General features: G+C 72.1%; 25 protein-coding genes, 1 pseudogene and 1 riboswitch. Of the genes and pseudogenes, 6 read left to right on the top strand and 20 right to left on the bottom strand.

Translation table 11 applies throughout. The annotated features are described in order from the left end of the window. Positions 1-145 precede the first annotated feature (145 nt). Entirely contained in the window at positions 146-988 is an 843-nt protein-coding gene (locus ACQP0U_RS11565; protein WP_433318248.1) for a Crp/Fnr family transcriptional regulator, read from the top strand. A gap of 43 nt (positions 989-1031) precedes the next feature. On the opposite strand, the pseudogene pheT reads toward ACQP0U_RS11565, so the two are convergent. The 9 genes and pseudogenes from pheT to ACQP0U_RS11520 all read right to left on the bottom strand — a co-directional run bounded on the left by pheT (position 1032) and on the right by ACQP0U_RS11520 (position 9353). Next, a pseudogene (gene pheT, locus ACQP0U_RS11560) lies at positions 1032-3577 on the bottom strand (phenylalanine--tRNA ligase subunit beta). A 40-nt stretch (positions 3578-3617) separates the two neighbouring features. Further along, positions 3618-4685 (bottom strand): phenylalanine--tRNA ligase subunit alpha, encoded by a 1068-nt coding sequence (gene pheS, locus ACQP0U_RS11555; RefSeq protein ID WP_030335722.1) that lies wholly within the window; start codon positions 4683-4685, stop codon positions 3618-3620. A gap of 220 nt (positions 4686-4905) precedes the next feature. Next, positions 4906-5703, bottom strand: a complete 798-nt coding sequence (locus tag ACQP0U_RS11550) for a TrmH family RNA methyltransferase (protein WP_433318247.1) — start codon at positions 5701-5703, stop codon at positions 4906-4908. 83 nt (positions 5704-5786) lie between these two features. After that, positions 5787-6179, bottom strand: a complete 393-nt coding sequence (rplT, locus tag ACQP0U_RS11545; protein WP_007458417.1) for a 50S ribosomal protein L20 — start codon at positions 6177-6179, stop codon at positions 5787-5789. A gap of 32 nt (positions 6180-6211) precedes the next feature. Next, positions 6212-6406, bottom strand: coding sequence for a 50S ribosomal protein L35 (rpmI, locus tag ACQP0U_RS11540; protein ID WP_007458415.1), 195 nt, complete (start codon positions 6404-6406; stop codon positions 6212-6214). A gap of 20 nt (positions 6407-6426) precedes the next feature. Continuing rightward, positions 6427-7074: a translation initiation factor IF-3 gene (gene infC, locus ACQP0U_RS11535; protein WP_433318245.1), complete on the bottom strand. Its 648-nt coding sequence runs from the start codon at positions 7072-7074 to the stop codon at positions 6427-6429. 562 nt (positions 7075-7636) lie between these two features. Further along, on the bottom strand, positions 7637-8110 hold the full coding sequence (locus tag ACQP0U_RS11530) for a PH domain-containing protein (RefSeq protein WP_433318243.1): 474 nt from the start codon (positions 8108-8110) through the stop codon (positions 7637-7639). 85 nt (positions 8111-8195) lie between these two features. Further along, on the bottom strand, positions 8196-9041 hold the full coding sequence (gene hisG / locus ACQP0U_RS11525) for an ATP phosphoribosyltransferase (protein WP_030488425.1): 846 nt from the start codon (positions 9039-9041) through the stop codon (positions 8196-8198). Positions 9042-9089: 48 nt separating this feature from the next. Further along, positions 9090-9353, bottom strand: coding sequence for a phosphoribosyl-ATP diphosphatase (locus tag ACQP0U_RS11520; protein WP_110566078.1), 264 nt, complete (start codon positions 9351-9353; stop codon positions 9090-9092). Positions 9354-9486: 133 nt separating this feature from the next. On the opposite strand from ACQP0U_RS11520, the gene ACQP0U_RS11515 reads away from it, so the two are divergent. The 3 genes from ACQP0U_RS11515 to ACQP0U_RS11505 are packed head-to-tail and all read left to right on the top strand — an operon-like array spanning position 9487 to position 11938. After that, the gene (locus ACQP0U_RS11515) at positions 9487-10350 is read left to right on the top strand and encodes an ABC transporter substrate-binding protein (protein WP_433318240.1); all 864 of its coding nucleotides are present in this window, start codon (positions 9487-9489) and stop codon (positions 10348-10350) included. Beyond that, entirely contained in the window at positions 10347-11192 is an 846-nt protein-coding gene (locus tag ACQP0U_RS11510) for an amino acid ABC transporter permease (protein ID WP_433318238.1), read from the top strand. Before ACQP0U_RS11515 ends, ACQP0U_RS11510 begins: the two co-directional genes overlap by 4 nt. Before the next feature lie 2 nt (positions 11193-11194). Next, positions 11195-11938 carry an amino acid ABC transporter ATP-binding protein gene (locus ACQP0U_RS11505; protein WP_433318236.1) on the top strand — a complete coding sequence of 248 codons (744 nt, stop codon included), beginning with the start codon at positions 11195-11197 and terminating at the stop codon, positions 11936-11938. 28 nt (positions 11939-11966) lie between these two features. On the opposite strand, the gene ribH is transcribed toward ACQP0U_RS11505, so the two are convergent. The 7 genes from ribH to rpe form a co-directional block, all read right to left on the bottom strand. After that, positions 11967-12467, bottom strand: a complete 501-nt coding sequence (gene ribH, locus ACQP0U_RS11500; protein WP_091401939.1) for a 6,7-dimethyl-8-ribityllumazine synthase — start codon at positions 12465-12467, stop codon at positions 11967-11969. 2 nt (positions 12468-12469) lie between these two features. Continuing rightward, positions 12470-13735 (bottom strand): bifunctional 3,4-dihydroxy-2-butanone-4-phosphate synthase/GTP cyclohydrolase II, encoded by a 1266-nt coding sequence (locus ACQP0U_RS11495; protein WP_433318235.1) that lies wholly within the window; start codon positions 13733-13735, stop codon positions 12470-12472. Continuing rightward, on the bottom strand, positions 13732-14415 hold the full coding sequence (gene pnuC, locus ACQP0U_RS11490) for a nicotinamide riboside transporter PnuC (protein ID WP_433318233.1): 684 nt from the start codon (positions 14413-14415) through the stop codon (positions 13732-13734). The genes ACQP0U_RS11495 and pnuC overlap by 4 nt, the downstream gene beginning before the upstream one ends. After that, a complete protein-coding gene (locus tag ACQP0U_RS11485) occupies positions 14415-15059 on the bottom strand; it encodes a riboflavin synthase (RefSeq protein WP_433318231.1) in 645 nt (214 codons plus the stop codon). Before ACQP0U_RS11485 ends, pnuC begins: the two co-directional genes overlap by 1 nt. 1 nt (position 15060) lies before the next feature. Further along, entirely contained in the window at positions 15061-16122 is a 1062-nt protein-coding gene (ribD, locus tag ACQP0U_RS11480) for a bifunctional diaminohydroxyphosphoribosylaminopyrimidine deaminase/5-amino-6-(5-phosphoribosylamino)uracil reductase RibD (RefSeq protein ID WP_433318229.1), read from the bottom strand. A gap of 166 nt (positions 16123-16288) precedes the next feature. Beyond that, positions 16289-16459, bottom strand: a riboswitch (FMN riboswitch). A gap of 78 nt (positions 16460-16537) precedes the next feature. Continuing rightward, positions 16538-17494 carry a response regulator gene (locus ACQP0U_RS11475; protein WP_366633461.1) on the bottom strand — a complete coding sequence of 319 codons (957 nt, stop codon included), beginning with the start codon at positions 17492-17494 and terminating at the stop codon, positions 16538-16540. Position 17495: 1 nt separating this feature from the next. Then, the gene (gene rpe, locus ACQP0U_RS11470; protein ID WP_433318227.1) at positions 17496-18176 is read right to left on the bottom strand and encodes a ribulose-phosphate 3-epimerase; all 681 of its coding nucleotides are present in this window, start codon (positions 18174-18176) and stop codon (positions 17496-17498) included. A gap of 254 nt (positions 18177-18430) precedes the next feature. Between rpe and ACQP0U_RS11465 the strand changes: the two genes are divergently transcribed. Continuing rightward, on the top strand, positions 18431-19321 hold the full coding sequence (locus tag ACQP0U_RS11465; RefSeq protein WP_433318225.1) for a septum formation family protein: 891 nt from the start codon (positions 18431-18433) through the stop codon (positions 19319-19321). An 82-nt stretch (positions 19322-19403) separates the two neighbouring features. After that, entirely contained in the window at positions 19404-20294 is an 891-nt protein-coding gene (locus tag ACQP0U_RS11460; RefSeq protein WP_433318223.1) for a septum formation family protein, read from the top strand. 52 nt (positions 20295-20346) lie between these two features. Here the strand turns inward: ACQP0U_RS11460 and ACQP0U_RS11455 are convergent, their stop codons facing one another. The 4 genes from ACQP0U_RS11455 to ACQP0U_RS11440 form a co-directional block, all read right to left on the bottom strand. Next, complete coding sequence (locus ACQP0U_RS11455) at positions 20347-21825, bottom strand: RsmB/NOP family class I SAM-dependent RNA methyltransferase (protein WP_433320774.1); 1479 nt, start codon at positions 21823-21825, stop codon at positions 20347-20349. Further along, complete coding sequence (gene fmt / locus ACQP0U_RS11450) at positions 21780-22706, bottom strand: methionyl-tRNA formyltransferase (protein WP_433318221.1); 927 nt, start codon at positions 22704-22706, stop codon at positions 21780-21782. Before fmt ends, ACQP0U_RS11455 begins: the two co-directional genes overlap by 46 nt. A gap of 5 nt (positions 22707-22711) precedes the next feature. Then, positions 22712-23269, bottom strand: a complete 558-nt coding sequence (gene def / locus ACQP0U_RS11445) for a peptide deformylase (RefSeq protein ID WP_433318220.1) — start codon at positions 23267-23269, stop codon at positions 22712-22714. Positions 23270-23379: 110 nt separating this feature from the next. Beyond that, complete coding sequence (locus tag ACQP0U_RS11440) at positions 23380-25848, bottom strand: ATP-binding protein (RefSeq protein ID WP_433318218.1); 2469 nt, start codon at positions 25846-25848, stop codon at positions 23380-23382. Between the last annotated feature and the right edge of the window lie 128 nt (positions 25849-25976).

Here is a 25976-nt window from a genome sequence, read left to right as displayed (position 1 = left end):
GATCCCGTAGAAGTACGGCATCGTCTCGGGCTGTCGAAAAACGGTCATCCCGTCCTGTTCGGGAGTCAGCTACACACGCGGACGGTGTCCTTGTCCCATGAGGACGAATCTGTTTGAGCTGCTACTAGCCCTCGAATGGTCACCGATGGCTGTGCTGGTGTTGATAGTCGTCCGCCTGCTGGTCGAAATCGCCGTCAGATCAGGGGCATCGCGCTGCGCACAGGAACGGCTACGCTTCGGCAGCTATTGGTGGAGAAGGGGGCTGAGGCCGCAGATGCGACGACCACGCGAGCTATCCGGCGGCGAGTGGCCCTACGGCACGTTCCTGCAACGGCTCGCGCCGCCAGTTCGGATGACGCTACTGGGGTTGGGCGTCCGTCGTCAGGTTCCCGCCGGGCAGATTGTGATCCATGAGGGCATACGGGAGTCTCACCTGGTGCTCCTCGAAGAGGGCCTGACCAAGGTCACCGCCACGCTGCCGGATGGCCGTTCCGCCCTGCTGTCGCTCCGGATCGGTGGTGATCTTGTGGGCGAGATGTCCGCGCTGAACAACGCACCCCGCTCCGCCACCGTCACGACCTGTGGGCCCGCCAGATACAGCGTGATCCAGCCAGACCGGTTCAAGCGGTTCCTGAAGGAACATCCCGACGCCGCCCTCGAACTCGCCGCAATGGTGTCCGACCGGCTGCGCTGGTCCAATCGACGGCGAATCGACTTCACCTCGTACCCGGTGAAACTGCGTGTCGCCCGAGTGGTCGCGGAACTTTGCCGGACCCACGGTCGACAGGGGCCCGACGGCGTCATCATCGACGTCCGGCTCACACAGCCCGATCTGGCCACCATCTGCGGCGCCTCCGAGACCTCCATTCAGAAGGCGCTGCGGGAGCTGCGGACAGAGGGACTGGTTGACACCGATTACCGCCGAATCACCGTCCGCGATCTGCCAAGCCTGCGGAAGCTCGGCAACCTGGACTCCAGCGACAACTGAGGGCCTCCTCCTGCCGTCCGCAGGAGGAGGCCCGTCGACTGCGTCAGGCGCCGCGCAGGGTGGCGCCGAGGCGCTCCGTGGCGACGGCGACCGCAGCGTCCCGTGCCGCGACCGCCTCCTCGACGGTCAGCGTCCGGTCCGGTGCCCGGAACGTGAGCTTGTACGCCAGCGACCGGCGGCCTTCGCCGAGCTGCGCGCCGGAGTACACGTCGAACAGCCGCACGTCCTCCAGCAGCTCACCGGCGCCCGCCTCCAGCGCCCGGCGCACCTGCTCCGCCGGCACCGAGTCGTCCACCACCAGTGCCACGTCGATGAGCGCCGGCGGGAAGCCGGAGACCGTCGGCGCGGGCGTCACCGGGGTCGGCGGCAGCGCGTCGAGGTTCAGCTCCATCGCGCTGGTGCGGCGGGGCAGCTCCAACGCCGCGACCACCACCGGGTGCAGCTCACCGGCGTGTCCGATGACCGAGCCGTCGACCCGCAGCTCGGCGCAGCGGCCCGGGTGCCACGGGGCGTACTCGGCGGCGCGCACCTCGACCAGCTCGTGGGGATCCCGGCGGCGGCCAGCACGTCACGGGCCGCCTCGATCGCGTCCGCCCAGCCGGCCTGTCGACCCGGACCCCACCAGCCGGCCGGGTCCAGGTCGCCGGAGAGCACGGCCGCGACGTGCACCGGCTGCGCCGGCACCACCGCGTCGGCGGCGGCGAACTCCGCATCGGTGGGACGCCGGTCCACGCCCATCGCCGGTGGGCTGCCGGCACCGATGCGCGGGTGGAAGACCGCGCCGATCTCGTAGAGGGCGAGGTCGCGGTGACCGCGGCCCAGGTTGCGCTTGAGGATGCCGAGCAGCGGGCCGAGCAGCGTGGTGCGCAGCAGCGGCTCCTCATCGGACAGCGGGTTGGCGAGCCGCACCGCGGGCCGACGCGCGTCGTCGGCCGGCAGGCCGAGCTGGTCGGCCAGCTCCGGCGACACGAACGGGTGCGCGAGCACCTCCACGTACCCCCGCTCGGCCAGCGACCCGGCGACCGCCCGGCGCCGACGCTGCCGCGGGGTCAGACCGCGGCCCGGAGGCGCGGTCGGCAGCACCGACGGCACCCGGTCGTACCCGTCGAGGCGGACCACCTCCTCGACCAGGTCGGCCGGGTCGGTCAGATCGGGCCGCCAGGTCGGCGGGGTGACACTCAGCACCGTCCCGACGCCGCTGGCCACGCCCACCGCGCCCGGGTCCTCGGACAACCGGTCCGCGCCCTGCGCGACAGTGCAGCCGACCCGCTCCAGCAGGGCGACCACCCGCGCCGGCGGGTACTCGACGCCGACCCGCCGGGTCGGCAGATCCGCCGGAAGGCTGATCGGGGTACGCGGCCGGACGTGGTCGATGTCCAGGATCTCCGCGCTCGGCGTGCCCCCGCCGTGCTCGGTGAGCAGCCGCACGGCACGCTCCAGCGCGACGAGCGCCACTGCCGGGTCGACGCCCCGCTCCCAGCGCTTCGCAGCCTCGCTGAACAGCTTGTGCCGGCGGGCGGTGCGCCCGACCATCGCCGGGTCCCAGTGCGCCGCCTCGAAGAGCACTGTGGTGGTGCCGGCGACGACCTCGCTGGTCTCGCCGCCCATCACCGCGGCCAGGGAGATCGGGCCGGTGTCGTCGCAGATGACCATGTCGTCGGCGGTGAGCACCCGGTGGACGCCGTCGAGAGTGGTCAGCTTCTCCCCCGCGTCGGCGCGACGGACCACGAGCGGCCCGGCGATCCGGTCGGCGTCGAACGCGTGCATCGGCTGGCCCAGCTCCACCATCACGTAGTTGGTGATGTCGACGGGCAACGAGATGCTGCGGATGCCGGCGGTGACGAGCCGCTGCTGCATCCAGGACGGCGTGGGCGCGGTCGGGTCGACGCCGCGGACCAGGCGGGCCGTGAACCTGTCACAGCCGACCGTGTCGCGCACCTCCACCGGGTACGCCGGCGTGTCGGTGCCGCCCGGAGCCGGCGCCAGGGCCGGGTCGCGCAGCGGCACGTCGAACGCGTGCGACAGCTCCCGGGCCAGGCCGCGCAGGCTCAGCGCGTACCCCCGGTCGGGGGTGATCTCCAGATCGAGCACGACGTCGTCGAGGCCGACCACCGGGCGCGCGTCGTCGCCCGGCTTGGCCGTGACGTCCGGCCCGAGCACGATGATGCCGGAGTGGTCGTCACCCAGGCCCAGCTCCTTGGCCGAGCAGATCATGCCCGCCGAGTTGTGCCCGTACGTCTTGCGAGCGCCGATGGCGAAGCCGCCGGGCAGCACACCGCCGGGCAGGATCACCACCACCCGATCGCCAGGGGCGAAGTTACGGGCCCCACAGACGATCTCCTGCGGCTCGCCGGTGCCGTTGGCGGCACCCACGTCGACCCGGCAGAACCGGATCGGCTTCTTGAAGCCGGTGAGCTCCTCGATCTCGCGGACCTCACCGACGACCAGTTGGCCGGTGACGGTCCCGGCCAGGTCCACCACGGACTCGACCTCGATGCCGAGGTCGACCAGGGCCTGCTCCAGGTCACCGGTGGGCAGGTCGGCGGGGAGGTCGACGTACTCTCGCAGCCAACTGACAGAAACTCGCATGACTTCAGACCACCGTTCCCGTGTCTCGTACCCGCATCGCCTACGCCCCGGTCCCGAGCGCGCGGCTGAACCGCACGTCGCCTTCGAAGAGATGGCGGATGTCGCTGACCCCGTGCCGGACCATCAGGGTCCGGTCGATGCCCATGCCGAAGGCGAATCCGGAGTAGACCTCCGGGTCGACGCCGCAGGCGCGCAGCACCCGCGGGTTGACCATGCCGCAGCCACCCCACTCGACCCACTGCGGGCCGTCCCGGTGCTCCGGGAACCACACGTCGAACTCCGCCGACGGCTCGGTGAACGGGAAGTAGTGCGGCCGCCACCGGGTCTTCGCCTCCGGGCCGAACATCGCGCGCGCGAAGTGGTCGAGCGTGCCCCGCAGGTGCGCCATCGTGATGCCCTTGTCGACAACCAGGCCCTCGGCCTGGTGGAACACCGGGCTGTGGGTGGCGTCGATCTCGTCGGTGCGGTAGACGCGGCCCGGCACGATCACGTAGATCGGCGGCTTGCGGCTGAGCATCGTGCGGGTCTGCACCGTCGAGGTGTGCGTCCGTAGCACGAGGCCCGAGCCCTCGGGTGCGATGTGGAACGTGTCCATCAACCCGCGTGCCGGGTGGTCGGCGGGGATGTTCAACGCGTCGAAGTTGACCCACTCCAGGTCGACCTCGGGCCCCTCGGCCACCTCGTAGCCCATCCCCACGAAGAGGTCGCTGATCGACTCCATCAGGGTGCTCAACGGGTGCCGGGCGCCACGCGGACGCCTGTCGTAGGGCAGGGTGACGTCCACCCGCTCCTCGACCAGCACCCGCTCGGCCTGCTCGCGCTCCACCACCTCGGCGCGCTCGGCGTACGCGGACTCGATCGCCCGGCGGGCCTCGTTGACCCGCTTCCCGGCGTCGGACTTCGCGGCCGGCGGCAGCGCGCCGATCTCCCGGCGCGCCAGGGAGACCGGTGACCGGTCACCCAGGTGCACCGAGCGCAGCGCGGTCAGCGCGTCCGGGTCGGCGGCGGCCTCGAACGCCTTCGTGGCGTCCGCGACGGCCTCGGCCAGGGCGGCGGGGTCGAGCAGGGCGACCTGCTTCGGGTCGTACGGATCGTTGCGGTAGCTCATGGCGTACGGGCACTCCCTCACGGCGGCGCCAGCCCTCACCGGGGCGGCTAGGCGAGTCTACGGACGCGCGGCTGTGCCGCAGCCCGCCGGTAGGAGTTGCGCAGGGAGCAGGTCAGGCCCGCCGCCCGCCGACACCGGCGGGCTGGCTAAACGAACGCCGTGTCGCGTTCATGGACGGACGCTCTCCCCTGCTGTCAGTCGCGCCGGAGGCGGATCGCCCTCAGCGCTGCGCTCTCGCTGAAGCGTACAGGCAGACCGCGGCGGCGGCAGCCAGGTTGAGGCTCTCCGCGCGCCCGTACAACGGCACCCGCACCCGGGCGTCGGCGGCGGCGGTCAACTCCTCGGGCAGGCCGTGCGCCTCGGAGCCGAACAACCAGGCGGTGGGCCCGACCAGCCGACCGTAGTCGGTCAGGTCGTCCAGGTCGCTGTCGCCGTACCCGGTGGTGGCGAAGATCGACAGCCCGGCGGCGCGCAGCGCGTCGACCACCGCGACCGGGTCGGTGGCGCGCACCACGTCGACGTGGAAGAGGCTCCCGGCCGAGGCCCGCACACACTTGCCGTTGTACGGGTCGACGGCGTCGCCGGCGAAGACCACCGCACCCGCACCGGCCGCGTCGGCGGTACGCAGCACCGTGCCGGCGTTGCCCGGGTCGCGGATCTCGGCGAGCACCGCCACCAGCCGGGGCGCACCCGCGAGGGCCTGCTCCAACGACACGTCCAGGTGCCGGCAGACGGCCACCAGCCCCTGCGGGGCGACGGTCTCGGCCAACGCCGCGAGGGCGTCGTCGGTCACCTCGGAGACCGGCACGTCGGCGCGGGCCGCCGTGGCGGCCAACTCCGGATACCTGTCGAGCGCGGTGGTCGTACCGAACAGCTCGGTGACCACCCCCGGCCGCGCGAGGGCCTCGCGGACCGCCTGCGGGCCCTCGGCCAGGAAACGGCCGGTGGTGTCGCGGTCCCGGCGGCGTTGCAGGCGGCGGGCGGCGACAACCCTTGGGGTACGCGGGGTGAAGGCCATGGTGTGCGTTCCTCCGACACGATTGAGGCGCCCCCCGGACGGCGGTGCCGACACGGGAGACGCCTCGCTCTGGTGCGTGGGGATCAGGCGGCCTGAGCCGCCGCGCCGCCGGTGCCCTCGGCCGTGACCGCGGCCCGGGCCAGCTCGACGATCGCCGCGAAGGAGGCGGCGTCGTTGACAGCCATGTCGGCCAGGATCTTGCGGTCGACCTCGATGCCGGCCAGACGCAGGCCCTGGATCAGACGGTTGTAGGTCATCCCGTTGGCCCGGGCGCCCGCGTTGATCCGCTGAATCCACAGCTGCCGGAAGTCGCCCTTGCGGTCGCGACGGTCCCGGTAGGCGTACTGCATCGAGTGCAGCACCTGCTCCTTGGCCTTGCGGTACAGGCGGGAGCGCTGACCACGGTAACCGCTCGCGGTCTCCAGCAGGGTACGACGCTTCTTCTGGGCGTTTACAGCCCGCTTGACGCGTGCCATCTCAACTCCTTATTACGTAAAGGTGGCGCGCGTCAGCGGCCGAGCAGCTTCTTGATGCGCTTGACGTCGGCCTTGGCCAGCACGACCGTGCCGGTCAGCCGGCGGGTCTGGGTGGAGGGCTTCTTCTCCAGGTTGTGGCGGAGGCCGGCCTGCTGGGCAACGATCTTGCCCTTGCCGGTCACCTTGACCCGCTTACCCATACCCGTGTGGCTCTTCATCTTCGGCATGTGGAACGTCTTCTCCCCTGTTACTCGCCGCTGGTGTCGGCGGCGAGGCCGGTGTCACCGGCTGTTGCGGTCTCGCCAACCGCCGCGGTCTCATCGGCTGCCGGAGCGGACTCGTCCGCTGCCCGGTCCCGAGGTGCACCGCGAGACGCCGTAGCGGCGACCGCGGAGGCCTTGACGGCCCGATGCGGAGCGAGAACCATAATCATGTTTCGGCCGTCCTGCTTCGGAGCGGCCTCGACGTATCCCAGGTCCGTGATCTCGGACTCGAGCCGGCGCAGGAGCCGGTAACCCAGCTCCGGGCGGCTCTGCTCGCGACCGCGGAACATGATCGTCACCTTGACCTTGTCGCCCGCCTTGAGGAACCGCACCACGTGACCCTTCTTGGTCTCGTAGTCGTGCGGGTCGATCTTCGGCCGAAGCTTCATTTCCTTGATGACGGTCTGCTGCTGATTACGCCGCGCTTCGCGCGCCTTGAGTGCGCTCTCGTACTTGAACTTGCCGAAGTCCATGAGCTTGCACACCGGCGGGCGCGCCATCGGCGCAACCTCGACCAGGTCCAGATCGACGTCCGCGGCCAGCTGAAGAGCGCGCTCCAGCGGGACGATGCCCACCTGCTCACCCTCTGGGCCGACCAGTCGGACCTCACGTGCCCGGATCTGCTCGTTCACGCGTGGTTCGACGCTGATGGGGCCTCCTCGAGTCGTTTCTGCTCTGTCGCCGACCCCCGCGGCTCCCAGGAGGGAACCGACCCGAAAAGCAGAAGGCCCCGGCGCATGCCAGGGCCCGCTCGACCGGTCAGCACGATCACAAGGATCGCGCATCCGGTGCCGGGACATGCCCGGAACCGGTGACCGGACCCGGCCACCGTAGCGGTGACTCGGGTGGGAGCAGGCGCCCCACTTTCAAGGCTGCCTGCTCGCACGCGGAGACAGCCTGGTCGACTTGATAACACTACACCGGCGCCCCGGCCACCCCCAAACCGGGCACGACCTGCGGCCAGCGCCCTTTGCCAAGATCCGCGCACTCTCCCTGAACCTGCTGCCTCGGGGCGCTCTGAGGCAGCAGGTTCAGGGAAGTTGTCCAGATCTTGGCGAGGGGGCGCGGCCGGACGGGCGACGATGGGGGCCGGCGGGTGATTCCGCCGGGTGCCGACGGTGGGCGATTCCTTGGCGCGATGACGGCGACGGTGACGGTTCGGCGGCGAGCCCGTGATCGGGTGATGCGGCAGGGTCAGCGACCGACGGCGCGTTCGGCGAGGCGGGCCTGGTGGGCCTCGTGGAGCCGGCGCAGCGCGCGGACCCCGTCGACGGCCAACTCCTTGTCGGCGGCCTGCAGCGCGACCATCGGCAGCAGGTCGTCGTCGTGCAGCTCCAGGCTGGCCCACGGCGCGCCCCGGTCGAAGCGGACGCCCCGGACAACCTCCCAGGGCAGCTCGTAGGAGCTGATGACGTTACGCACCCGGATGGCCCGCGCGTCCGCCTCCACCCGGGGACGGGTGAACAGCAGGAAGCCCAACGCACCGAAGATGCCCAGGCCGATCATGGCGATCTGGTCACCGCGCTGGAAGCTGCCGTAACCATCGCCGGTCGGGCCACTCAACGATGTGGCAACCAGACCGAACACCACCACCAGGGCAGCCGCCGCCGACCAGCAGACCACGCGAATGCGGCGGGGCTTCAGGCGGACCAGCTCGGTTTCACTCACCCCACCAGTCTGCCACCCGCACTCGCCCATCAAACGCACCACCCGCCGAGCCACCACCCCAGGGCCGCTCGGCGGGCGGAAACGGTCAGAGGCGACAGGCGTGGATGTTGGTGACGAGGATGGCGCGGGCGCCCAACTCGTACAGCTCGTCCATGATGCGGTGCACGTCGTCGCGGAGCACCATCGCCTGCACCGCCACCCAGCCCTCGCGGTGCAGCGGCGACACGGTGGGCGACTCGATGCCCGGGGTGAGCCCGCTCGCCCGGTCCAGCAGACCGGCCGGCACGTCGTAGGCGAGCATCACGTAGCGGCGGGCCACCAGCACCCCGTGCAGGCGGCGCAGCAACTGCTCGGCCTGCGGTTGGGCGGGCGCGCCGGCGCGCCGGACCAGCACCGCCGACGAGCGCAGCAGCGGCTCGCCGAAGACCACCAGGCCCGCCTGGCGCAGGGTCGCGCCGGTCTCCACCACGTCCGCGATCACGTCGGCGACACCGAGGCGTACGGCGTTCTCCACGGCGCCGTCGAGGCGGATCACGTCGGCCTTGACCCCCACCTCGCCGAGGTGCCGCTCGACCAGCCCCGGGTACGCGGTGGCGATCCGGTGACCGCCCAGCTCCTGGACGGAGGCGATGTCGTCGGGGCGGGCGGCGAAGCGGAAGGTGGCCCGGCCGAAGGCGAGGTCGACGACCTCCTCGGCCGGCGCGGCCGAGTCGATCAGCAGGTCCCGGCCGGTGATCCCGAGGTCGAGGTCACCGGAGCCGACGTAGGTGGCGATGTCCTTCGGGCGCAGGTAGAAGAATTCGACGTCGTTGGCCTCGTCGCGGCAGACGAGGTCCTTGGGGTCGGTGCGCTGGCGGTAGCCCGCCTCGCGCAGCATCTGGGCGGCCGGTTCGGCCAGGGTGCCCTTGTTGGGAATGGCGACACGCAGCATGACGGAGTGCTCCTTCGATCCGGATGGCGATCAACGGGGTGGGGGCACTCACAGATGTCGGTAGACGTCCTTGAGGTCGAGACCGCTGGCGAGCATCAGCACCTGGACCTGGTAGAGCAGCTGGGAGATCTCCTCGGCGGTACGCTCCGGCCCCTCGTGCTCGGCGGCCATCCACGACTCGGCCGCCTCCTCGACGACCTTCTTGCCGATGAAGTGCACGCCCTTGTCCAACGCGGCGACGGTGCCCGAGCCCGGGGTGCCGGCGGCGGCCTTGGCCTGCAGCTCGGCGAACAACTCCTCGAACGTCTTCACGGGGAACGATTCTTCCAGCCACCCGGGCGGCGCCGCGCGTCCGGGTCCGTCGGAATCCAGTAAGCGGACAATTCCCTACCAACATGGTGGGACAATTGCCGATCGATGCCCATGGAGCTCTACGCTGTCCGCCATGGCCAGCAGCTCACGTCTCCTCGCGCTCACCGTCGCCGGTGCCGTCGTCGTAGCCACCGCCGGATGCGCGCCACAGGTGGAGAAACCCACACCCATCGTCACCGCGCCGCCGTCCTGCGCCAAGGACAGCCTGCCCACGCGTACGCCGGGCAAGCTGACCATCGCCACCGACCAGCCGGCGTACGAGCCGTGGTTCGCCAAGGACAAGCCGGACAGCGGTGAGGGCTTCGAGTCCGCTGTCGCGTACGCGGTGGCCGAAAAGCTCGGCTACGCGCGCGCCGACGTCACCTGGATCCGGGTCAAGTTCGACACCGCGATCGCGCCGGGGCCGAAGGACTTCGACTTCGACATCAACCAGTTCTCCATCACCGAGGAGCGCAAGCGGGCTGTCGACTTCTCCGCGCCGTACTACCTGGTGCGGCAGACAGTCATCGCGTTGAAGTCCTCGAAGATCGCCGGCAGGAAATCGCTGGCCGAGCTCCGCGACGCTCGGCTCGGCGCGCAGGTCGGCACCACCAGCTACCAGGCGATCACCGACGTGATCAAGCCGACCGCCAAGCCGCAGGTCTACAACAGCAACGACGACGCCAAGAAGGCTCTGCAGAACGGGCAGCTGGACGGTCTCGTGGTGGACCTTCCCACCGCCTTCTACATCACCGGCGCGGAGATCACCGACGCGACGATCGTCGGGCAGGTGCCGCAGGTCGGTTCGCCCGAGGCGTTCGGGTTGCTGCTGGACAAGAACTCCCCACTGACCTCCTGCGTGACCGGCGCGGTCGGTCAGCTCACCGAGGCGGGCACGCTGAAGGAGTTGGAGCAGAAGTGGCTCGCGCAGGTGGCGGGGGCGGCCGAGCTGCGGTGACGCTTCTGGATCATGTGCCGTCCGAGGCGCAGCTGCGGCGGTCGGCGTACCGGCGTCGGCAGACCGTCTACAGCGTGCTCGTCGCGGCATCCTCGACGGCGGCGCTCGGCACGCTGCTGGTGATCGCGGTGACCGGTGCGCCGGGCTGGGACCGGGTTCGACTGTCGTTCCTGGATCCGGAGATCGCCCGCGACGCCCTGCCGACGGTGCTGAGCGGGCTCTGGCTCAACGTACGGCTGCTGGTGTGCTGTGCGGTCGGCGCGCTGTTGCTCGGGCTGGTGATCGCCGTGCTGCGGACGCTGCGCGGGCCGATCTTCTTCCCGGTCCGCGCGCTGGCCGCCGGTTACACCTACACCTTCCGCGGCCTACCGCTGATCATCGTGCTCTACCTGCTCACCCTCGGCGTGCCGGGGCTGCGGTTGCAGGGCATGCCGCCGGTGCTGGTGCTGGGTGGGATCGCGCTGGTCCTCACCTACGGCGGTTACCTCGCCGAGGTGTTCCGGGCCGGCATCGAGTCGGTGCACCCGAGCCAGCTCGCCGCGGCCCGCTCGTTGGGCCTGACCTACCGGCAGACGATGCGGCACGTGGTCCTGCCGCAGGCCGTCCGCCGGGTGGCGCCACCCCTGCTCAACGACGTGGTGGCGTTGCAGAAGGACGTGGGTCTGGTCTCGCTCGCCGGGCCGATCGACGCGGTCCGCGCCGCCCAGATCGCCACCGCACAGACCTTCAACTACACGCCGTACGTCGTGGCGGGGGTGCTCTTCGTGCTGCTCGCGATCCCGCTGATCGCGGTCACCGACTGGGTCACGCTGCGGGCGGCCCGCCGACAGTCAGGGGGCTGACCATGGCGTTGTTGCGTTGTCGGGGCCTACGCAAGGAGTTCGGCGGGCACGTCGTGCTCGACGACCTCGATCTGACCGTCGCCGAGCACCAGGTCGTGGCCCTGATCGGCGCGTCCGGGTCCGGCAAGTCGACACTGCTGCGCTGCGTCAACCTGCTCGACGAACTCGACGACGGCACCATCGAGTTGGACGGCGAGGACATCTCCGATCCACGGGTGGACCCGGACCGGGTCCGGCGGCGGATCGGCATGGTGTTCCAGGCGTACAACCTGTTTCCGCACCTGAGCGTGTTGGACAACATCACCCTCGCGCCGCGTCGCGTACACCGGCGGGGTCGGGCGGAGGCGGAGGCGCAGGCCCGGGAGCTGCTCGACCGGGTGGGCCTCGGCGCCAAGGCGGACGCCTACCCGGACCGGCTCTCCGGCGGGCAGCAGCAGCGGGTGGCGATCGTCCGGGCGCTGGCCAACTCACCTCGACTGATGCTGCTCGACGAGGTCACCTCCGCGCTGGACCCGGAGCTCGTCGGCGAGGTGCTGGCGATGATCCGCGACCTGAAGGCCGACGGCATGACCATGGTGCTGGCCACCCATGAGATGGGCTTCGCCCGGGAGGTAGCCGACGAGGTGTGCTTCCTCGACGCCGGGCGGGTCGTCGAGAGCGGCCCGCCCGAGCAGGTGCTCGGCGAGCCGACGCAGCCTCGTACCCGGCAGTTCCTGCGCCGGATCATCGAGGCCGGCCGTCTCTGAAGGCCCGCCTTCAGAGACGGCCGGGACGTCAGCCGCCGAAGCCGACCCGCTGGGCGTTGCCCGCCGCCACGGTCCGCACGGCCAGCGCCGCGTCGAGCGCCGCGACGGTGGCGGCCCAGCCCTTGTCCTCCGCCGAGCCGGGCAGACCGGCGCGGTCGCGGGCCTGCTCGATGGTCTCCACTGTCAACACCCCGTGCGCCACCGGCTTGCCCTCGTCCAGCGCCACCCGGGTCAGCCCGTCGGTGACCGAGCGGCAGACGTAGTCGAAGTGGGCTGTGGAACCGCGGACCACCACGCCGAGGGCGACCACCACGTCGCAGCGGCGGGCGAGGGCCTGCGCCACCACCGGCAGCTCGACCGAGCCGGCGACCCGGGCGACCACGGAACGGGCGCCGCACGCCTCGGCGGCGGCAACCGCACGCTCCAGCATGTGGTCGGTCAGCTCGCCGTGCCAGCGGGCGGCCACGACCCCGACGGTCAGCCCCGCGGCGTCGACCGCCTCGACTCCCGGCTCACCGAAACCCGCCATCGTCATGCTCCGATCTCGTCGTTGGCGACCGGACGCCCCATCGGCGCCTCGGACACCTCGTCCAACTCGTCCAGCAGGTGACCCATCCGGTCCCGCTTGGTGCGCAGGTAGCGCATGTTCTCCGGGTGTGCGCCGACCGGCAGCCCCTCGCGGCCGGTGATGGTCAACCCGTACCCCTCCAGCCCGGCCCGCTTGGCCGGGTTGTTGGTCAGCAACCGCATCGACCGCACGCCCAGGTCGTAGAGGATCTGCGCGCCGGTGCCGTAGTCGCGGGCGTCGGCCGGCAGGCCGAGGTCGAGGTTGGCGTCGACGGTGTCGCGGCCCAGATCCTGCAACTGGTACGCCTGAAGCTTGTGCAGCAGCCCGATGCCGCGCCCCTCGTGCCCACGGACGTAGAGCACCACGCCCCGGCCCTCCTGCCCGACCCGAGCCAGCGCGGCCTCCAACTGCGGCCCACAGTCGCAGCGCAGCGAACCGAACACGTCCCCGGTCAGGCACTCGGAGTGCACCCGGACCAACACGTCCTGGCCGTCACCGAGGTCACCCAGCACCATCGCGACGTGCTCGGCCGGGTCGTGCTCGGCGCGGTAGCCGAGCGCCCGGAACACCCCGTGCCGCGTCGGCATGCGGGCGTCGGCGACCAGCTCGACCTGCTTCTCGGTACGCCGCCGGTAGGCGATCAGGTCGGCGATGGTGATCAGCATGAGGCCGTGCTCGGCGGAGAACTTCTCCAGGTCCGGCAGGCGCATCATCGTGCCGTCGTCGTTGACCAGCTCGCAGAGCACGCCGGCCGGACGCAGCCCGGCCAGGCGGGTCAGGTCGATCCCGGCCTCGGTGTGCCCCGGGCGGCGCAGCACCCCGCCCTCGCGAGCGCGCAACGGCACCACGTGCCCGGGTCGGGCCAGGTCGGTCGGGTCGGTCGCCGCGCCGGCGAGCAGCCGGCTGGTGTGCGCGCGGTCGGCCGCCGAGATGCCGGTGCTGACCCCCTCGCGGGCGTCCACGGTCACCGTGTACGCGGTGCCGCGCCGGTCCTGGTTGGTGTGGTGCATCGGCGGCAGGTCGAGCCGGTCGGCTTCGCTCTCGGTCAGCGCCACGCAGACGTACCCCGAGGTGTAGCGCACCATGAACGCCATCAGCTCCGGCGTGGCCAACTCGGCCGCGAAGATCAGGTCGCCCTCGTTCTCCCGGTCCGCGTCGTCGACCACGACGACCGGCCGGCCAGCCGCGATGTCCGCGATCGCCTGCTCAATATCCCCAAAGCTGGTCACGCTACGGCCTCCCGGTAAATGGGCGTACGGACGGCGGCTGTGGCGCGCGAGGTGCGCCACCAGGCGGCGAAGCCCCAGACGCAGAGGGCGCCGTAGATCAGGTACATGACGGCCGACGGGTAGAACCCGCCGCGCAGCAGCAGCGGCACGCCGACCGCGTCCACCGCGATCCAGAGCAGCCAGAACTCCACCCAGCCGCGCGCCATGCCGTAGGTGGCCAGCAGGCTGCCGGTGAGGATCCAGGCGTCGGGCAGCGGGCCCCACGAGCCCAGGGCCTTGAGCAGCGGGTACGCCGCGGCGGTGCCGATCACGGCGGCCACCAGCAGCAGCAGTCGCTCCCGTCCGGTGGCCCAGCGCGGGACGACAGCGGCCTGCCCGGCGTCGCCGCGACGGTTGCGCTGCCAGCGCCACCAGCCGTAGACGCTGACCGCGAAGAAGAACACCTGTCGGCCGGCCTGCCCGTACAGGTCGTGCGCCTGCGGGGTGGCGAACACCCCGCCGAGGAAGACGGTGAGCAGCAGCGCGTTACCGATCATGCCGACCGGCCACGCCCAGACCAGCCGGCGCAGCCCGAGCATCGCCGAGACCAGCCCGAACGCGTTGCCGACGATCTCCCGGGCCAGCACCGGCGAGCCGGCGACCTGCACCTGCGCGTCCAGCAGCCAACTGAGCGGGCCCATCAGGCCACCCCGCCCGGGTTCGAGGCCGCCCCGCGAGCGTCGGCGCCGGTGAGCCGGTCGCCGAGCAGGCGCTCGACGTACTTGGCCAGCACGTCGACCTCCAGGTTCACCGGGTCGCCGATGCCCATCGCGCCGAGGGTGGTCAGTTTGAGCGTGGTCGGGATCAGCCCGACGGCGAACTCGTCAGCGCCGACGGAGGCCACCGTCAACGAGACACCGTCGATGGTGATCGAGCCCTTCTCCACCACGTACCGGGACAGGGCGGCGGGCAGTCGGAACCGGACGGTCTCCCACTGCTCGGCCGGCTCCCGAGAGATCAGTTCACCGACGCCGTCGACGTGGCCCTGCACCAGGTGCCCGCCGAGCCGACTACCGAGCGCGGCGGCCCGCTCCAGGTTGACCGGGTCGCCGGGACGCAGCGCGCCCAGCGCGGAGCGGCGCAGAGTCTCCCCCATCACGTCGGCGGTGAAGACCCCGTCGGCCACCTCCACGACGGTCAGGCAGACACCGTTGACGGCGATCGAGTCGCCGTGCCGGGCGTCGGACGTGACGAGCGGGCCGCGTACGCCGAGCAGCGCCGAATCGCCCGCCGTCGGCGCGACCCGGACGATCTCGCCCAATTCCTCGATGATGCCGGTGAACATCTCAGCCCTCCCTTTTGCGGGGCAAAGCGGTGATCCGGAGATCCGGACCGATCTGCGTAACGTCAACGAACTCGAGATCGATGGCCTCAGCGATGGTGGTCACTCCCGCGTCGACCAGGGCGGTCGGGCCGGCGCCGAGCAACCGCGGCGCGACGTACCCGACGATCTTGTCGACCAGGCCGGCCCGCAGGAACGCTCCGGCCAGCCGGGGGCCACCCTCCAGCAGCACCGCGCGGACCCCGCGCTGGTGCAGCGCCGCGAGCAGCGCCGGCAGGTCGACCCGGCCGTCCGGGTCGGCGCCGACCTCCTCGGCGGTCGCGATCCACGTCCGTGCGGCGCCGTCGCGGACCCGGGCGTCAGCCGGGGTACGCCCCGAGCTGTCCACCACCACCCGCAGCGGCTGCCGGATGGCCAGGCTGCCGTCGCGCAGGTTGCGGGCGGTCAACCGGGGGTCGTCGGCGAGCACGGTGCCCACCCCGGCGATGACCGCGTCGACGGTGCCGCGCAGCGCGTGCACGTCGATCCGGGCCGCCTCCGAGGTGATCCACATGCTGGTGCCGTCCGCCGCGGCGGAGCGCCCGTCGAGCGTGGCGGCGTACTTCCAGATCACGTACGGCCAGCCCCGGCGCATCGAGGTCAGCCATGCGACGTTGCCGGCCTCGGCCTCGTCGCCGCGTACCCCCAGATCGACACGGACCCCGGCGGCGCGCAGGGTGGCGGCGCCGCCGGAGGCGACCGGGTTGGGATCGGGTACGGCGATGACCACCCGGCCCACCCCCGCCTGGACCAGCGCGGAACTACAGGGGCCGGTGCGGCCGGTGTGATCGCAGGGTTCCAGAGTGACGACAGCGGTGCCGCCCTTGGCCCGCCGCCCGGCCTGCGCCAGGGCGACGATCTCGGCGTGCGGCCCGCCGGCGTACGCGTGGAAGCCCTCGCCCACGACCTCGCCGTCCTCGTCGAGCAGCACGCACCCGACCACCGGGTTGGGGCTGGTGGTGCCGAGCCCGCGTGCCGCCAACTCGATCGCACGCCGCATCGCCTCATCAACGGAGACGCTGGCCATCGCCCTGCCCCTGCCCTCTCACTCGCCGGTCCGCGCGCTGGCGGTCAGGGAGGCGGTGGCCATGGGGCCACGGGCAGGCGGTGGCGGATTCCGGGAACGGCACAGCCGCCCCGGGGGGTCGGCACGGCACGCTGAAGCCAGCGGCCGGCTCGGACCCGTCCGTCCCGCGCGCTGTCTCCCATCCGGACTGTCTGGGCGCGGACGAACCGCCCCCAACCGTCGGCCCCGGATTTTCACCAGGTCCACCGGGCAGCAGAGCCGTCCGGGTCGCGGGCTGACCACGGTTGGACCGTGGATCACCGCCGGTTCGGAATTTCACCGAGTCCCGCCAGCGCGTGGTGGGTACACGGGAAGTCTTACACGCCGATGCGACTCCGCCGCCACCTAGGCGAGCTACTTCACAGCGGTATCACGCTCAGGTGACGCCGCGACGCCGGTCCACCGCCACGTACGAGCCCGGTTGGCTCTTGGCGACCGTCTTCATCTCCGAGGCCATCGCGATCGCCTCGAGAGGGTCGGAGAACCGCTTGCCGGCGTCGGAGAGGGAGACCCCGATGGAGAGGGTGACCAGGGCCGCGCGCCGGATGTTGCCCCGCCGGTCCTTCAACTCGACGAAGCCGCGCTCACGGTCGGTCGGGTCGTAGAGCGTGTCGGCGGCGTTCTCGAAGTCGACCACCGCCTGGGACGTCAGCGGGCGCACCTGGTCCGGGGCGCAGACGATGACGAAGTCGTCACCGCCGACGTGACCCAGGAAGGCCGGCGGCAGCCCGACGCCCACCACCGCCCGGTGCAGGCTGCGGGCCAGCGCGGAGATGAAGTCGTCGCCACGGACGAAGCCGTACCGGTCGTTGACGCTCTTGAACCGGTCGATGTCGACGTAGCCGACCGCGTAGTCCACGCCCTGCCGGACCCGGTCGCTGATCTCCCGACGGATCCGGCTGTTGCCGGGCAGCCCGGTCAGCGGGGAGACCTCCCGGAACTCCTTGTTGCGGCGCAGCGTGGACGAGACCCGGGCCACCAACTCGGCGGTGTCGAACGGCTTGACCAGGTAGTCGTCCGCGCCGGCGCTGAGCCCGTGCACCTTGTCGACGGTCATGCCCTTGGCCGTCAGCATGATCACCGGGAGGGCGGAGGTCATCGGGTCGGCGCGCAGCCGCCGGGTCAGCTCCAGCCCGTCGATCCGGGGCATCATGAGATCGACCACCGCCAGGTCCGGCCGCTGGCGCTCGATGACCTCCAGGGCCTCCTGGCCGTCGCTGGCGTGGATCACCTCGAAGCCGTGCAACCGCAGGTTGAACTCGACGAAACGAGCGATGTCCTCGTCGTCGTCCACGACGAGGATGATGTCCTTGCGGTCGGCCTCGGGCTCCACCTCAGGCCCCGGGAGCCGCGCGTTCCGCCAGTGCCCGCAGGTGCCGTACCGCCTCCGCCGGGTCGGCGGCCCCGTACACGGCGGTTCCGGCCACGAACGCGTCGGCGCCCGCGGCGGCCGCCTGCTCGATGGTGTCGGCGGCGATCCCACCGTCCACCTCGATGCGCAGCTCCAGGTGCCCGGACGACACGTGCCGCCGGGCCGTCCGCACCTTCTCCAGCAGCTGCGGAATGAACCGCTGCCCACCGAAGCCCGCCTTGATCGTCATGATCAGCAGGGTGTCGAAGCTGGGCAGCAGGTCCAGGTAGGGCTCGATCGGGGTGTCCCGGTCGATGGCCAGGCCCGCCTTCGCACCGGCCGAGCGCAGGTCCTTGGCCAACGCCACCGGGTCGTCGGACGCCTCCGCGTGGAAGGTGACGTTGTACGCCCCGGCATCGGCGTACCCGGGGGCCCACCGGCGCGGGTCCTCGATCATCAGGTGCACGTCGAAGGGCATCGCCGTGACAGCCCGCAGGCTCTGCACCACGGGCAGCCCAATAGTCAGGTTCGGCACGAAGTGGTTGTCCATCACGTCGACGTGCAACCAGTCCGCGGCGTCCTCGACGGCACGGACCTCTTCGGCGAGGCGGGCGAAATCGGCGGCCAGGATGCTCGGCGCGACGATCGGCGGCGGTACGGTCACGGGGCCAGTGTACGAACGTGGTGCCCCGCCACCCGCATCGCGCCACCTACGGGGACGCGCTGTGACCCAGCAGTGACCAGTGGTGCAGAATTGGACGCTCCGGACCCCCGAATCCGGACGAACAGACATCAGCGGCTGGCCGATCGACCGAAACGCGACGACACTCCAACCGGGACGGTGCCGTAGGCTGCACGCCCGCCGGGGTCTCGCCGCGGGGCGCGGTGACCGGCCGCCAGCTCCCGGGAGGGCGGACGATGCGACGGTGGCTTCCAGCGCTGGTGCTGGCGTGCGTCACGACGATGCTGCTGCCCGGCTGCGCGCCGGCGCGCGGCGCGGACGGTGATCTCACCGACGACTGGCCGACGATGCGGGTTCCGAAGCCGTTCACCCCCGCCACCGACACCTGCCTGCCACGGATCACCGCTGTCGTGCAGGCCAGCACCTACGAGACGGTGGACTGCGCGCGTAACCACCTGGCCGAGACCATCCACGTCGGCACCTTCGTCGGGCCCGACGCGCTGACCGAGGCCCGACCCGAACCCGGGTCGCCGGCGCTGCGCACCGCCCGCGCCGAGTGCGACCAGCGGGCCCGTCAGGTGCTCGGCGGTGACTGGCACACGGCCCGACTCGCGCTGACCCTCGCGCTGCCCTCCGCGCCCGCCTGGGCCGGTGGCGCCCGCTGGTTCCGCTGCGACCTCAGCGAGACCGGCAGCATCGACAACACCCGCCCGGTGAACCGCACCGGCAGCCTGCGCGGGGCGTTGATCGGCGACACGCCCCTGACGCACCGCTGCTTCGACCCCAAACTGATCGGCGACAACCTCAACTACATGGCGCCGGTGCTCTGCTCCGAGCCGCACCGCGCCGAGTTCGTGGGCGTCTACGAGGAGCGGGACATGAGCTGGGCGGAGTTCGCCAAGTCCGCCGAGCAGGCGCACCGGCGCTGCATGGCGCTGATCGCCGAGTACGCGGCGGTGCCCAACAACAGCGAGCTGCCGTACCGGGCCGGGTCCATCTACTACCCACCGTCGCAGCGGGAGTGGGAGGAGGGCGACCGTGGAGTGCGCTGTTTCCTGTGGAGCGACGACCGCAAACTCACCCGCTCGATGCGGGGCGCCGGCCCCGAGGGACTGCCCGCGATCTGAACATCGGTGCCGTATGCTGCTGCGCCGTGGCGCTACCGACCGGCCGGGTCGGGCCGGAGGCCACCAGCGGCGGGAGGTCGGGATGCGACGGTGGTTGGCGGCGTTCGCCGGGGGTGGGGCCCTGGCCCTGGCGCTGTCCGGGTGCGGCGCACCCGCCGGACTCGACCGTGACCTCATCGACGACTGGCCGGCGCCCGTCGCGGCACAGCAGTTCGTCCCCGCCGCCGACGTCTGCCACCAATCCTCCCAGCAGGTCGGCTTCCTGAGCGGCTACAACCCGTTGGCCTGCACGGAGTCGCACCGGGTGGAGACCATGCACGTCGGCACGCTCACCGGCGCGAGCGCCGAGGGCGGCACGCCCCCGCAACCCGGCTCGGCAGGCATGCGGGCCGCGCAGACCGGGTGCGACACGGCGGTCAACAAGGCGGTGGGCGCCGACTGGCGTTCCGGGCGGCTCGGCCTGACAGTCGTGCTGCCGTCGCCGCCGGCGTGGTCGGGCGGGGCCCGCTGGTACCGGTGCGACGTCACCGAGATCGCCAGCATCGACGACACCGCTGTCGACCTGCGCACCGGCAGCCTCCGGGGCGCGCTGTCCGGCGCGGCGCCGCTGGCGTACCGCTGCTTCAACCCGAAGGTGGTCAAGGACGACATCGACGAGATGGTGCCGATCTCCTGCACGGCCAAGCACCATGCCGAGTTCGTCGGCGTCTGGCAGTCGCCCGACGTCAGCTACGCCGAGTTCACCCGCAGCGTCAAGCGGACCCACCGGGCCTGCCAGACGATGATCGCCAAGTACGCCAAGGTTCCGGACAACTCCCAGCTCGACTTCCGCGCCGGCACGATCTACTACCAGCCGTACGAGGAGGAGTGGCGCAACGGCAACCGGGGCGTGCAGTGCTTCCTCTGGATCTCCGACCGGAACCTGACCCGCTCGATGAGGAACGCCGGCACCAAGGGTCTCCCGGTCACCTGAGCGCCGCGTCCGGCCAGCCTGGTCACCGACCGGCCGGACCGCGTGGGTCGGGTCAGCCTCGGCGCAGGACGGCGAGGAACATCGCGTCGGTGCCGTGGCGGTGTGGCCAGAGCTGCACTGTCGGCCCGTCACCGAGACCGGGCATGCCGGCCGGCAGCAACGGCCGGGCGTCCACGAAGTCCACCGGAACCCCGCTGCGGCGGGCCGCCTCGGTCACCGTCACGTGCGTCTCGACCGTGTGCGGCGAGCAGGTGACATAGGCGACCAGGCCGCCCGGTCGGACCGCCCGCAGCGCCGCGCCGAGCAACTCCCGTTGCAGCCGGGTCAGCGGCGGCAGGTCGGACGGCTGGCGACGCCAGCGCGACTCCGGCCGACGGCGCAGCGAGCCCAGACCGGTGCACGGTGCGTCGACAAGCACCCGGTCGAAGTGCTGCTCCGGCAGCTTCGGGTCGCCGCCTACCTCACGGCCGTCCATGGTCAGCACGGTCACCGGCAGGTCCCGGGTCGCCAGGGAGACCAGCCGGGCCCGGTGCTCGGCCACCTCGACGGCGGTCACCCGGGCACCCCGCTGCGCGGCCAGTGCGCCGAGCAGGCCGGCCTTGCCGCCCGGGCCGGCGCACAGATCAAGCCAACGCCCGTCCGGGCCGTCCAGCGGCGCATCGGCGAGCGCGGCGGCCACCAACTGGGAGCCCTCGTCCTGGACGTGGGCACGGCCGTCGACCACCGCCGGGATGTCGCCCGGCGCGCCACCGGGCAGATAGACGGCGTACGGCGAGAAGGCACCGGGCTCGCCGCCGACCTGGTCGGCCAGCTCGACCGGGTCGATCAGGCCGGGCCGGGCGCACAGGTGCACCGGCGGGCGCTCATTGTCCTCGATCAGGAGGCGCTCCGTCTCACCCAGATCGCCGCCGAGCGCCTCCGAGAAGGCCCGCACGATCCACTGCGGGTGGCTGTACGCCAACGCGAGGTGCCCGACCGGGTCGGTCTCCATCGGTGGGGCGAGCTTCGTCACCCAGGCGTCCGCGTCACGGGTGGACACCTCGCGCAGCACCGCGTTGGCGAAGCCGGTAGCGCCCGGTGCGACCGAACGGACCAGGTCCACCGTCGACGAGACCGCGGCGTGCGCCGGCACCCGGGTGTGCAGCAGTTGGTACGCCCCGAGCCGCAACGCGTCGCGGACCGGCGGGTCGATCCGGGCCACGTCCCGGCCGGCCGCGTCGGTCAGGATCGCGTCCAACGTGCCCAGGTGGCGCAGGGTGCCGTAGGTCAGTTCGGTGGCGAAGGCCGCGTCCCGACCGAACAGCCCCTCCTCCCGCAGGATGATCGGCAGCACCAGGTTGGCGAACGCGTCGTCACGGTGCACCGCCGCCACCGCCTCGTACGCGGCGCGGCGCGGTCGGTCCAGTGGTGGCCGGGCCGGACGACGATCTCCGCCGCGATCGGCCCACGAGCCGGAGCGCGTCGGGCGGGTTCCCTCCGGTGCCGTCACGCGAATTCCTCTCCAGTGCCGACCCGGACGCCGCGCGCCCAGTCGGTCGCGCCCATGGCCCGCTTGCCCGCGGCGCGAACCTCGCCGAGACGCACCGGCACTGTCGCCGTGCCGGCCAGCACCCGGGACTTCTCCACAAGCAGCTCCCCCGGTTTCAACTCGGGGCCGTCGGGCGCCGCCACGACCGGGCCGAGCTTCACCCGCTCGCCCCGGAACGTGGTCCAACCGCCAGGCGCGGGCGTGCAGGCCCGGATCCGCCGGTCCACGGCGAAGGCCGGGTCGTTCCAGCGCACCCGCGCGTCGTCCACTGTCAGCTTCGGCGCCAGCGACACCCCGTCGGCGGGCTGCGGCTCGGCCCGGGCGGTGCCGTCGGCGATCGCGTCGAGCACCGCCACCAGCAGCCCCGCGCCGGAATCGGCGAGCCGCTCCAGCAGGTCACCGGAGGTGTCCCCGGCGCGGATCTCGTCGGTCAGGGTGCCGTAGACCGGGCCGGTGTCCAGGCCCGCCTCCAGTTGGAAGACGCTGGCCCCGGTCAACTCGTCACCGTGCAGCACGGCGTGCTGCACGGGCGCGGCGCCACGCCACGCGGGCAGCAGCGAGAAGTGCAGGTTGATCCACCCGTGCCGGGGGATCTCCAGCGCCGCCGGCGGCACCAGCGCCCCGTAGGCGACGACCGGCACGCAGGCCGGCTCCAGCTCGCGCAGCCGGTCGAGGAACTCCGGGTCGCGGGGACGGGCCGGGGTGAGCACCTCGACGCCGTGCTCGTCGGCCCACGCGCCGACCGGGGAGCGGGACAGACCCCGCCCACGCCCGGCGGGCGCGTCGGGCCGGGTGACCACGGCCACCAGCTCGTGTCGGGAAGCGGCGACGGCGGCCAGGGCGGGCACGGCGACGGCCGGCGTACCGGCGAAGATCACGCGCATCCGGGTCAGCGCCCCAGACCGAAGGGGTCGCTGATGTGCGGGCTGAGCTTGACAGTGGGCGGGGCCGCCGCGTCGTACCACTCGGCCTGGCGGATCGCCTTCATGGCCTCCTTGCGCCCCTCCGTGTCCAGTCGGTCCAGGAAGAGCACACCGTCGAGGTGGTCGGTCTCGTGCTGCACACAGCGCGCCATCAGACCGCTGCCGACGATCTGCATCGGGTCGCCGAACGAGCTGAAGCCCTTGGCGACGACGTTCTGTCGACGCTTGGTGTCGAAGTAGAGCCCGGGGATCGACAGGCAGCCCTCCGGGCCGTCCTGCTCCTCCTCGTCGGGGAACTCCAGCACCGGGTTGATCAGGTGCCCGAGGACGTCGTCGACGTCGAAGGTGAACACCCGCAGGCTCACACCGAGCTGCGGCGCGGCCAGGCCGGCGCCGTTCTGCTCACGCATCGTGTCGGTGAGGTCGGCGACGAGCCGACGTAGCTCGGCGTCGAAGTCGACCACCGGATCGGCCGGCGTGCGCAGCACCGGATCCCCAAACAGACGGATGGGCTGGACGGTCACGCGGGACGGCTCCTTCTTCGGGTGGACGAGCGGTGCTGTACCAGTCTACGGAGTGCCCGGCTGCACGCCGGGCGGCGCACCTCGATCAACCACCGCCGGTGTGCCCAGCGTCACCGACGGGCGGCCCTGGCCAACAGGTCACGCACCCGCTCGGCGCCCGGGTGGCCGAGGTCGTCGAGGATGTCCAGGGCACGCCGCCAGGTACGCGCGGCACCTGCCGCGTCCCCCACCGCCTGCCGGCTCTCGCCGAGCCGGGACAGGGTGTCCGCCTCGTCGTAGCGGTCGCTGACCCGCCGGTACAGCGCGAGCGCCCGCTGGAAACAGCGGATCGCCGCGGCGTGGTCACCCAGCCGGGCGTGGATGAAGCCGAGGCTGTCCCAGGTGTTCGCCTCGCCGTGCCGGTCGCCCGTCGTCCGCAGCAGCGCCAACGCCTCCCGGCAGTGCGCGAGCGCCGGCTCGTACTGGCCGAGCTGGGCGTACGCCCAACCCACCGCGTTGCGGGCACTGGCCTCCCCGGCGAGGTGCCCGGCGGCACGGTACAGCGCCAGGGCGCGCTCGTTCTCGTCAAGCGACTCCGCGTGCCGGCCGAGCCCGTCGAGCATCGCGCCGAACGCCCGGTGGGTACGCGCCTGCCCGGTGTGGTCACCCAGCTCCTCGAAGATCATCAGGGCCTGGCGGTAGTTCCCCGCCGCCTCGTCCACCCGACCCAGCCGGGACAGCACCCGGGCGAGGTCGCGGTGGGCGTTCGCCTGCCCGAGTCGGTCGCCCGCCCGCTGCGCGCCGGCCAGGGCGTTCCGCTGGGCCACGGCCAGGTCCGGCCAGCGTCCCCGGCGTTGCAGGAAGTCCACAAGTGTCCAGGCCAACTGCCACGCGTGGCGGTCGAACCCGGTCCGCCCCGCGTGGGCGACCGCCGCCAGCAGCACCGGGTACTCGATGGTGAACCAGGCGAGCGCCTGGCCGAGGTCGGCGATCTCCTCGGGCACCACCCCCGGCGCGGCGGCGGCGAGAGTGACCGGATCCCGGCCCGGCTGCAGCAGCAGCGCCGCCGCGTGCGCGGTGTGCAGGTAGTGGTCCAGCCCACGCCGGATCGCGACCCGCCGGGCCTGCGCCGGTTCGAGACGTTCGACCTGTTCGGCCGCGTACGCCCGGAGTAGGTCGTGCGCGCCGAACCGGCCGGGGGCGTGCTCGGTGACGAGGTGCGCGTGGGCCAACTCCGCCAGCAGTCGGGGCACCTGGGCCCGGGGCAGCCCGGCCAGACTGGCCGCCGCGGCGAACCCGATGTCCGGACCGGGATGGCAGCCGAAGAGCCGGAACAGGCGTGCCGCCTCCGGGGTCAGGTTCCGGTACGACCAGGAGAAGACGGCCTGCACGTCGGTCCCGGCGTCCCCGCCGTCGAACGAGTCGAGTGGTCGCGGCGCCGCCCGCAGTTCGGCCGCGAGGGTGGCCAGTGGGAACGCCGGCTTCTCCGCACCTCTCGCGGCGAGCACGGCCAGCGCCAGCGGCAGCCGTGCACAGCGCTCGATGATCTCGTCCACCGCCTGCGGCTCGGCCGCCAACCGGTCCAGGCCGAGCCGCCGGGCCAGCAGTTGCCACGCCTCGGCGGTGCTGAGCAGGTCGACGCCGATCGGCCGTGCGCCCTCGGCGGTGATCAGGCCGGCGAGCCGGTTGCGGCTGGTGACCAGGACCAGGCAGTTCGGGCTGCCGACCAGCAGGGGCCGGACCTGGTCGGCGTCGCGGGCGTTGTCCAGCAGCACCAGCATCCGGCGGCCGGCGAGCAGGCTGCGATAGAGGCCCACCTGCGCGGGCAGATGGGTGGGGATGCGTTCGGGTGGCACCTCGAGGGCCTCCAGGAAGCCCCGGACCGCCTCGACGGCCGTCACCACCGTTCCGGTGGGGTCGAACCCGCGCAGGTCGACGTAGAGCTGGCCGTCCGGGAACCGATCGGCGACCCGGTGGGCCCAGTTGACGGCGAGGGTCGTCTTACCGACCCCGGCCGTACCGGACAACGTCATGACGGTGACCGACGCCACCTCGTCGTCCTCGGACACCACGGGGCCGGCGCATGCGGCATCGAGCTGCGCGAGTTGGGCCGCGCGTCCGACGAACCCGGGCAGCGCCGGGGGCAGTTGGCGGGGCACCGGGAATCGGGGAGACGTCGTGCCGGTGCGCGGGGCGCCGGCCCTGGCCCGAACGACCGCCCGCCCGGTGCTCACGTGGTCCCGGTTCGGGCGTCGACGACGCTCCTCGACCCGGTCCCGCGCGGTGGCCAGCACCCCCTGCTCGACGGGGGTGGCCCCGAGCAGTCGGATGAGGGCGTCGAACCGCTCCGGCGGCGGCAGGATGTTGCCGGCGAAGTACTCCCCGATGATTCCGCGCGACCAGCCGGTCTTCGCGGCCAACTGCCGGTACGTCAGCAGGGTCTCGCCCTGCTGACGGGCCTCACGGCGGCGCAGCTGGCGCAGCAACCCGGCCAGCTCCGGCAGTGTCTGCGCCTCGGAGCCGGCGCGGGCCAGCTCGAACGCCCCGGGCGACCCATCTGACGTCTGATGAGTGCCGGAAGGTACCCACTGGTCGGACATGCGGCCCCCACCCCCGGTCATCCGGCCCCCCGGATGCGCACGGGCAGGGTAATTCCGACCCCTCGCGGATCGATAGACACTTGCCAATCTATGACAGTTCCACCGCGGACCACTTCCCCGTCCGGCGG

The sequence above is a fragment of the Micromonospora sp. CA-269861 genome, from assembly GCF_050948505.1.
Classification (GTDB): domain Bacteria; phylum Actinomycetota; class Actinomycetes; order Mycobacteriales; family Micromonosporaceae; genus Micromonospora.
Note: the sequence above shows the minus strand (reverse complement) of the source record. Positions and strands in the feature narration are given on the sequence as shown.

Excerpts from the sequence above, each read along its gene's own strand:
- ACQP0U_RS11565 (WP_433318248.1), top strand. The coding sequence starts at position 146 with ATGGCTGTGCTGGTGTTGATAGTCGTCCGCCTGCTGGTCGAAATCGCC.
- pheS (WP_030335722.1), bottom strand. The coding sequence starts at position 4,685 with ATGAGCTACCGCAACGATCCGTACGACCCGAAGCAGGTCGCCCTGCTC.
- ACQP0U_RS11550 (WP_433318247.1), bottom strand. The coding sequence starts at position 5,703 with ATGGCCTTCACCCCGCGTACCCCAAGGGTTGTCGCCGCCCGCCGCCTG.
- rplT (WP_007458417.1), bottom strand. The coding sequence starts at position 6,179 with ATGGCACGCGTCAAGCGGGCTGTAAACGCCCAGAAGAAGCGTCGTACC.
- rpmI (WP_007458415.1), bottom strand. The coding sequence starts at position 6,406 with ATGCCGAAGATGAAGAGCCACACGGGTATGGGTAAGCGGGTCAAGGTG.
- hisG (WP_030488425.1), bottom strand. The coding sequence starts at position 9,041 with ATGCTGCGTGTCGCCATTCCCAACAAGGGCACCCTGGCCGAACCGGCC.
- ACQP0U_RS11515 (WP_433318240.1), top strand. The coding sequence starts at position 9,487 with ATGGCCAGCAGCTCACGTCTCCTCGCGCTCACCGTCGCCGGTGCCGTC.
- ACQP0U_RS11505 (WP_433318236.1), top strand. The coding sequence starts at position 11,195 with ATGGCGTTGTTGCGTTGTCGGGGCCTACGCAAGGAGTTCGGCGGGCAC.
- ribH (WP_091401939.1), bottom strand. The coding sequence starts at position 12,467 with ATGGCGGGTTTCGGTGAGCCGGGAGTCGAGGCGGTCGACGCCGCGGGG.
- pnuC (WP_433318233.1), bottom strand. The coding sequence starts at position 14,415 with ATGGGCCCGCTCAGTTGGCTGCTGGACGCGCAGGTGCAGGTCGCCGGC.
- ACQP0U_RS11485 (WP_433318231.1), bottom strand. The coding sequence starts at position 15,059 with ATGTTCACCGGCATCATCGAGGAATTGGGCGAGATCGTCCGGGTCGCG.
- ribD (WP_433318229.1), bottom strand. The coding sequence starts at position 16,122 with ATGGCCAGCGTCTCCGTTGATGAGGCGATGCGGCGTGCGATCGAGTTG.
- ACQP0U_RS11465 (WP_433318225.1), top strand. The coding sequence starts at position 18,431 with ATGCGACGGTGGCTTCCAGCGCTGGTGCTGGCGTGCGTCACGACGATG.
- ACQP0U_RS11460 (WP_433318223.1), top strand. The coding sequence starts at position 19,404 with ATGCGACGGTGGTTGGCGGCGTTCGCCGGGGGTGGGGCCCTGGCCCTG.
- fmt (WP_433318221.1), bottom strand. The coding sequence starts at position 22,706 with ATGCGCGTGATCTTCGCCGGTACGCCGGCCGTCGCCGTGCCCGCCCTG.
- ACQP0U_RS11440 (WP_433318218.1), bottom strand. The coding sequence starts at position 25,848 with ATGTCCGACCAGTGGGTACCTTCCGGCACTCATCAGACGTCAGATGGG.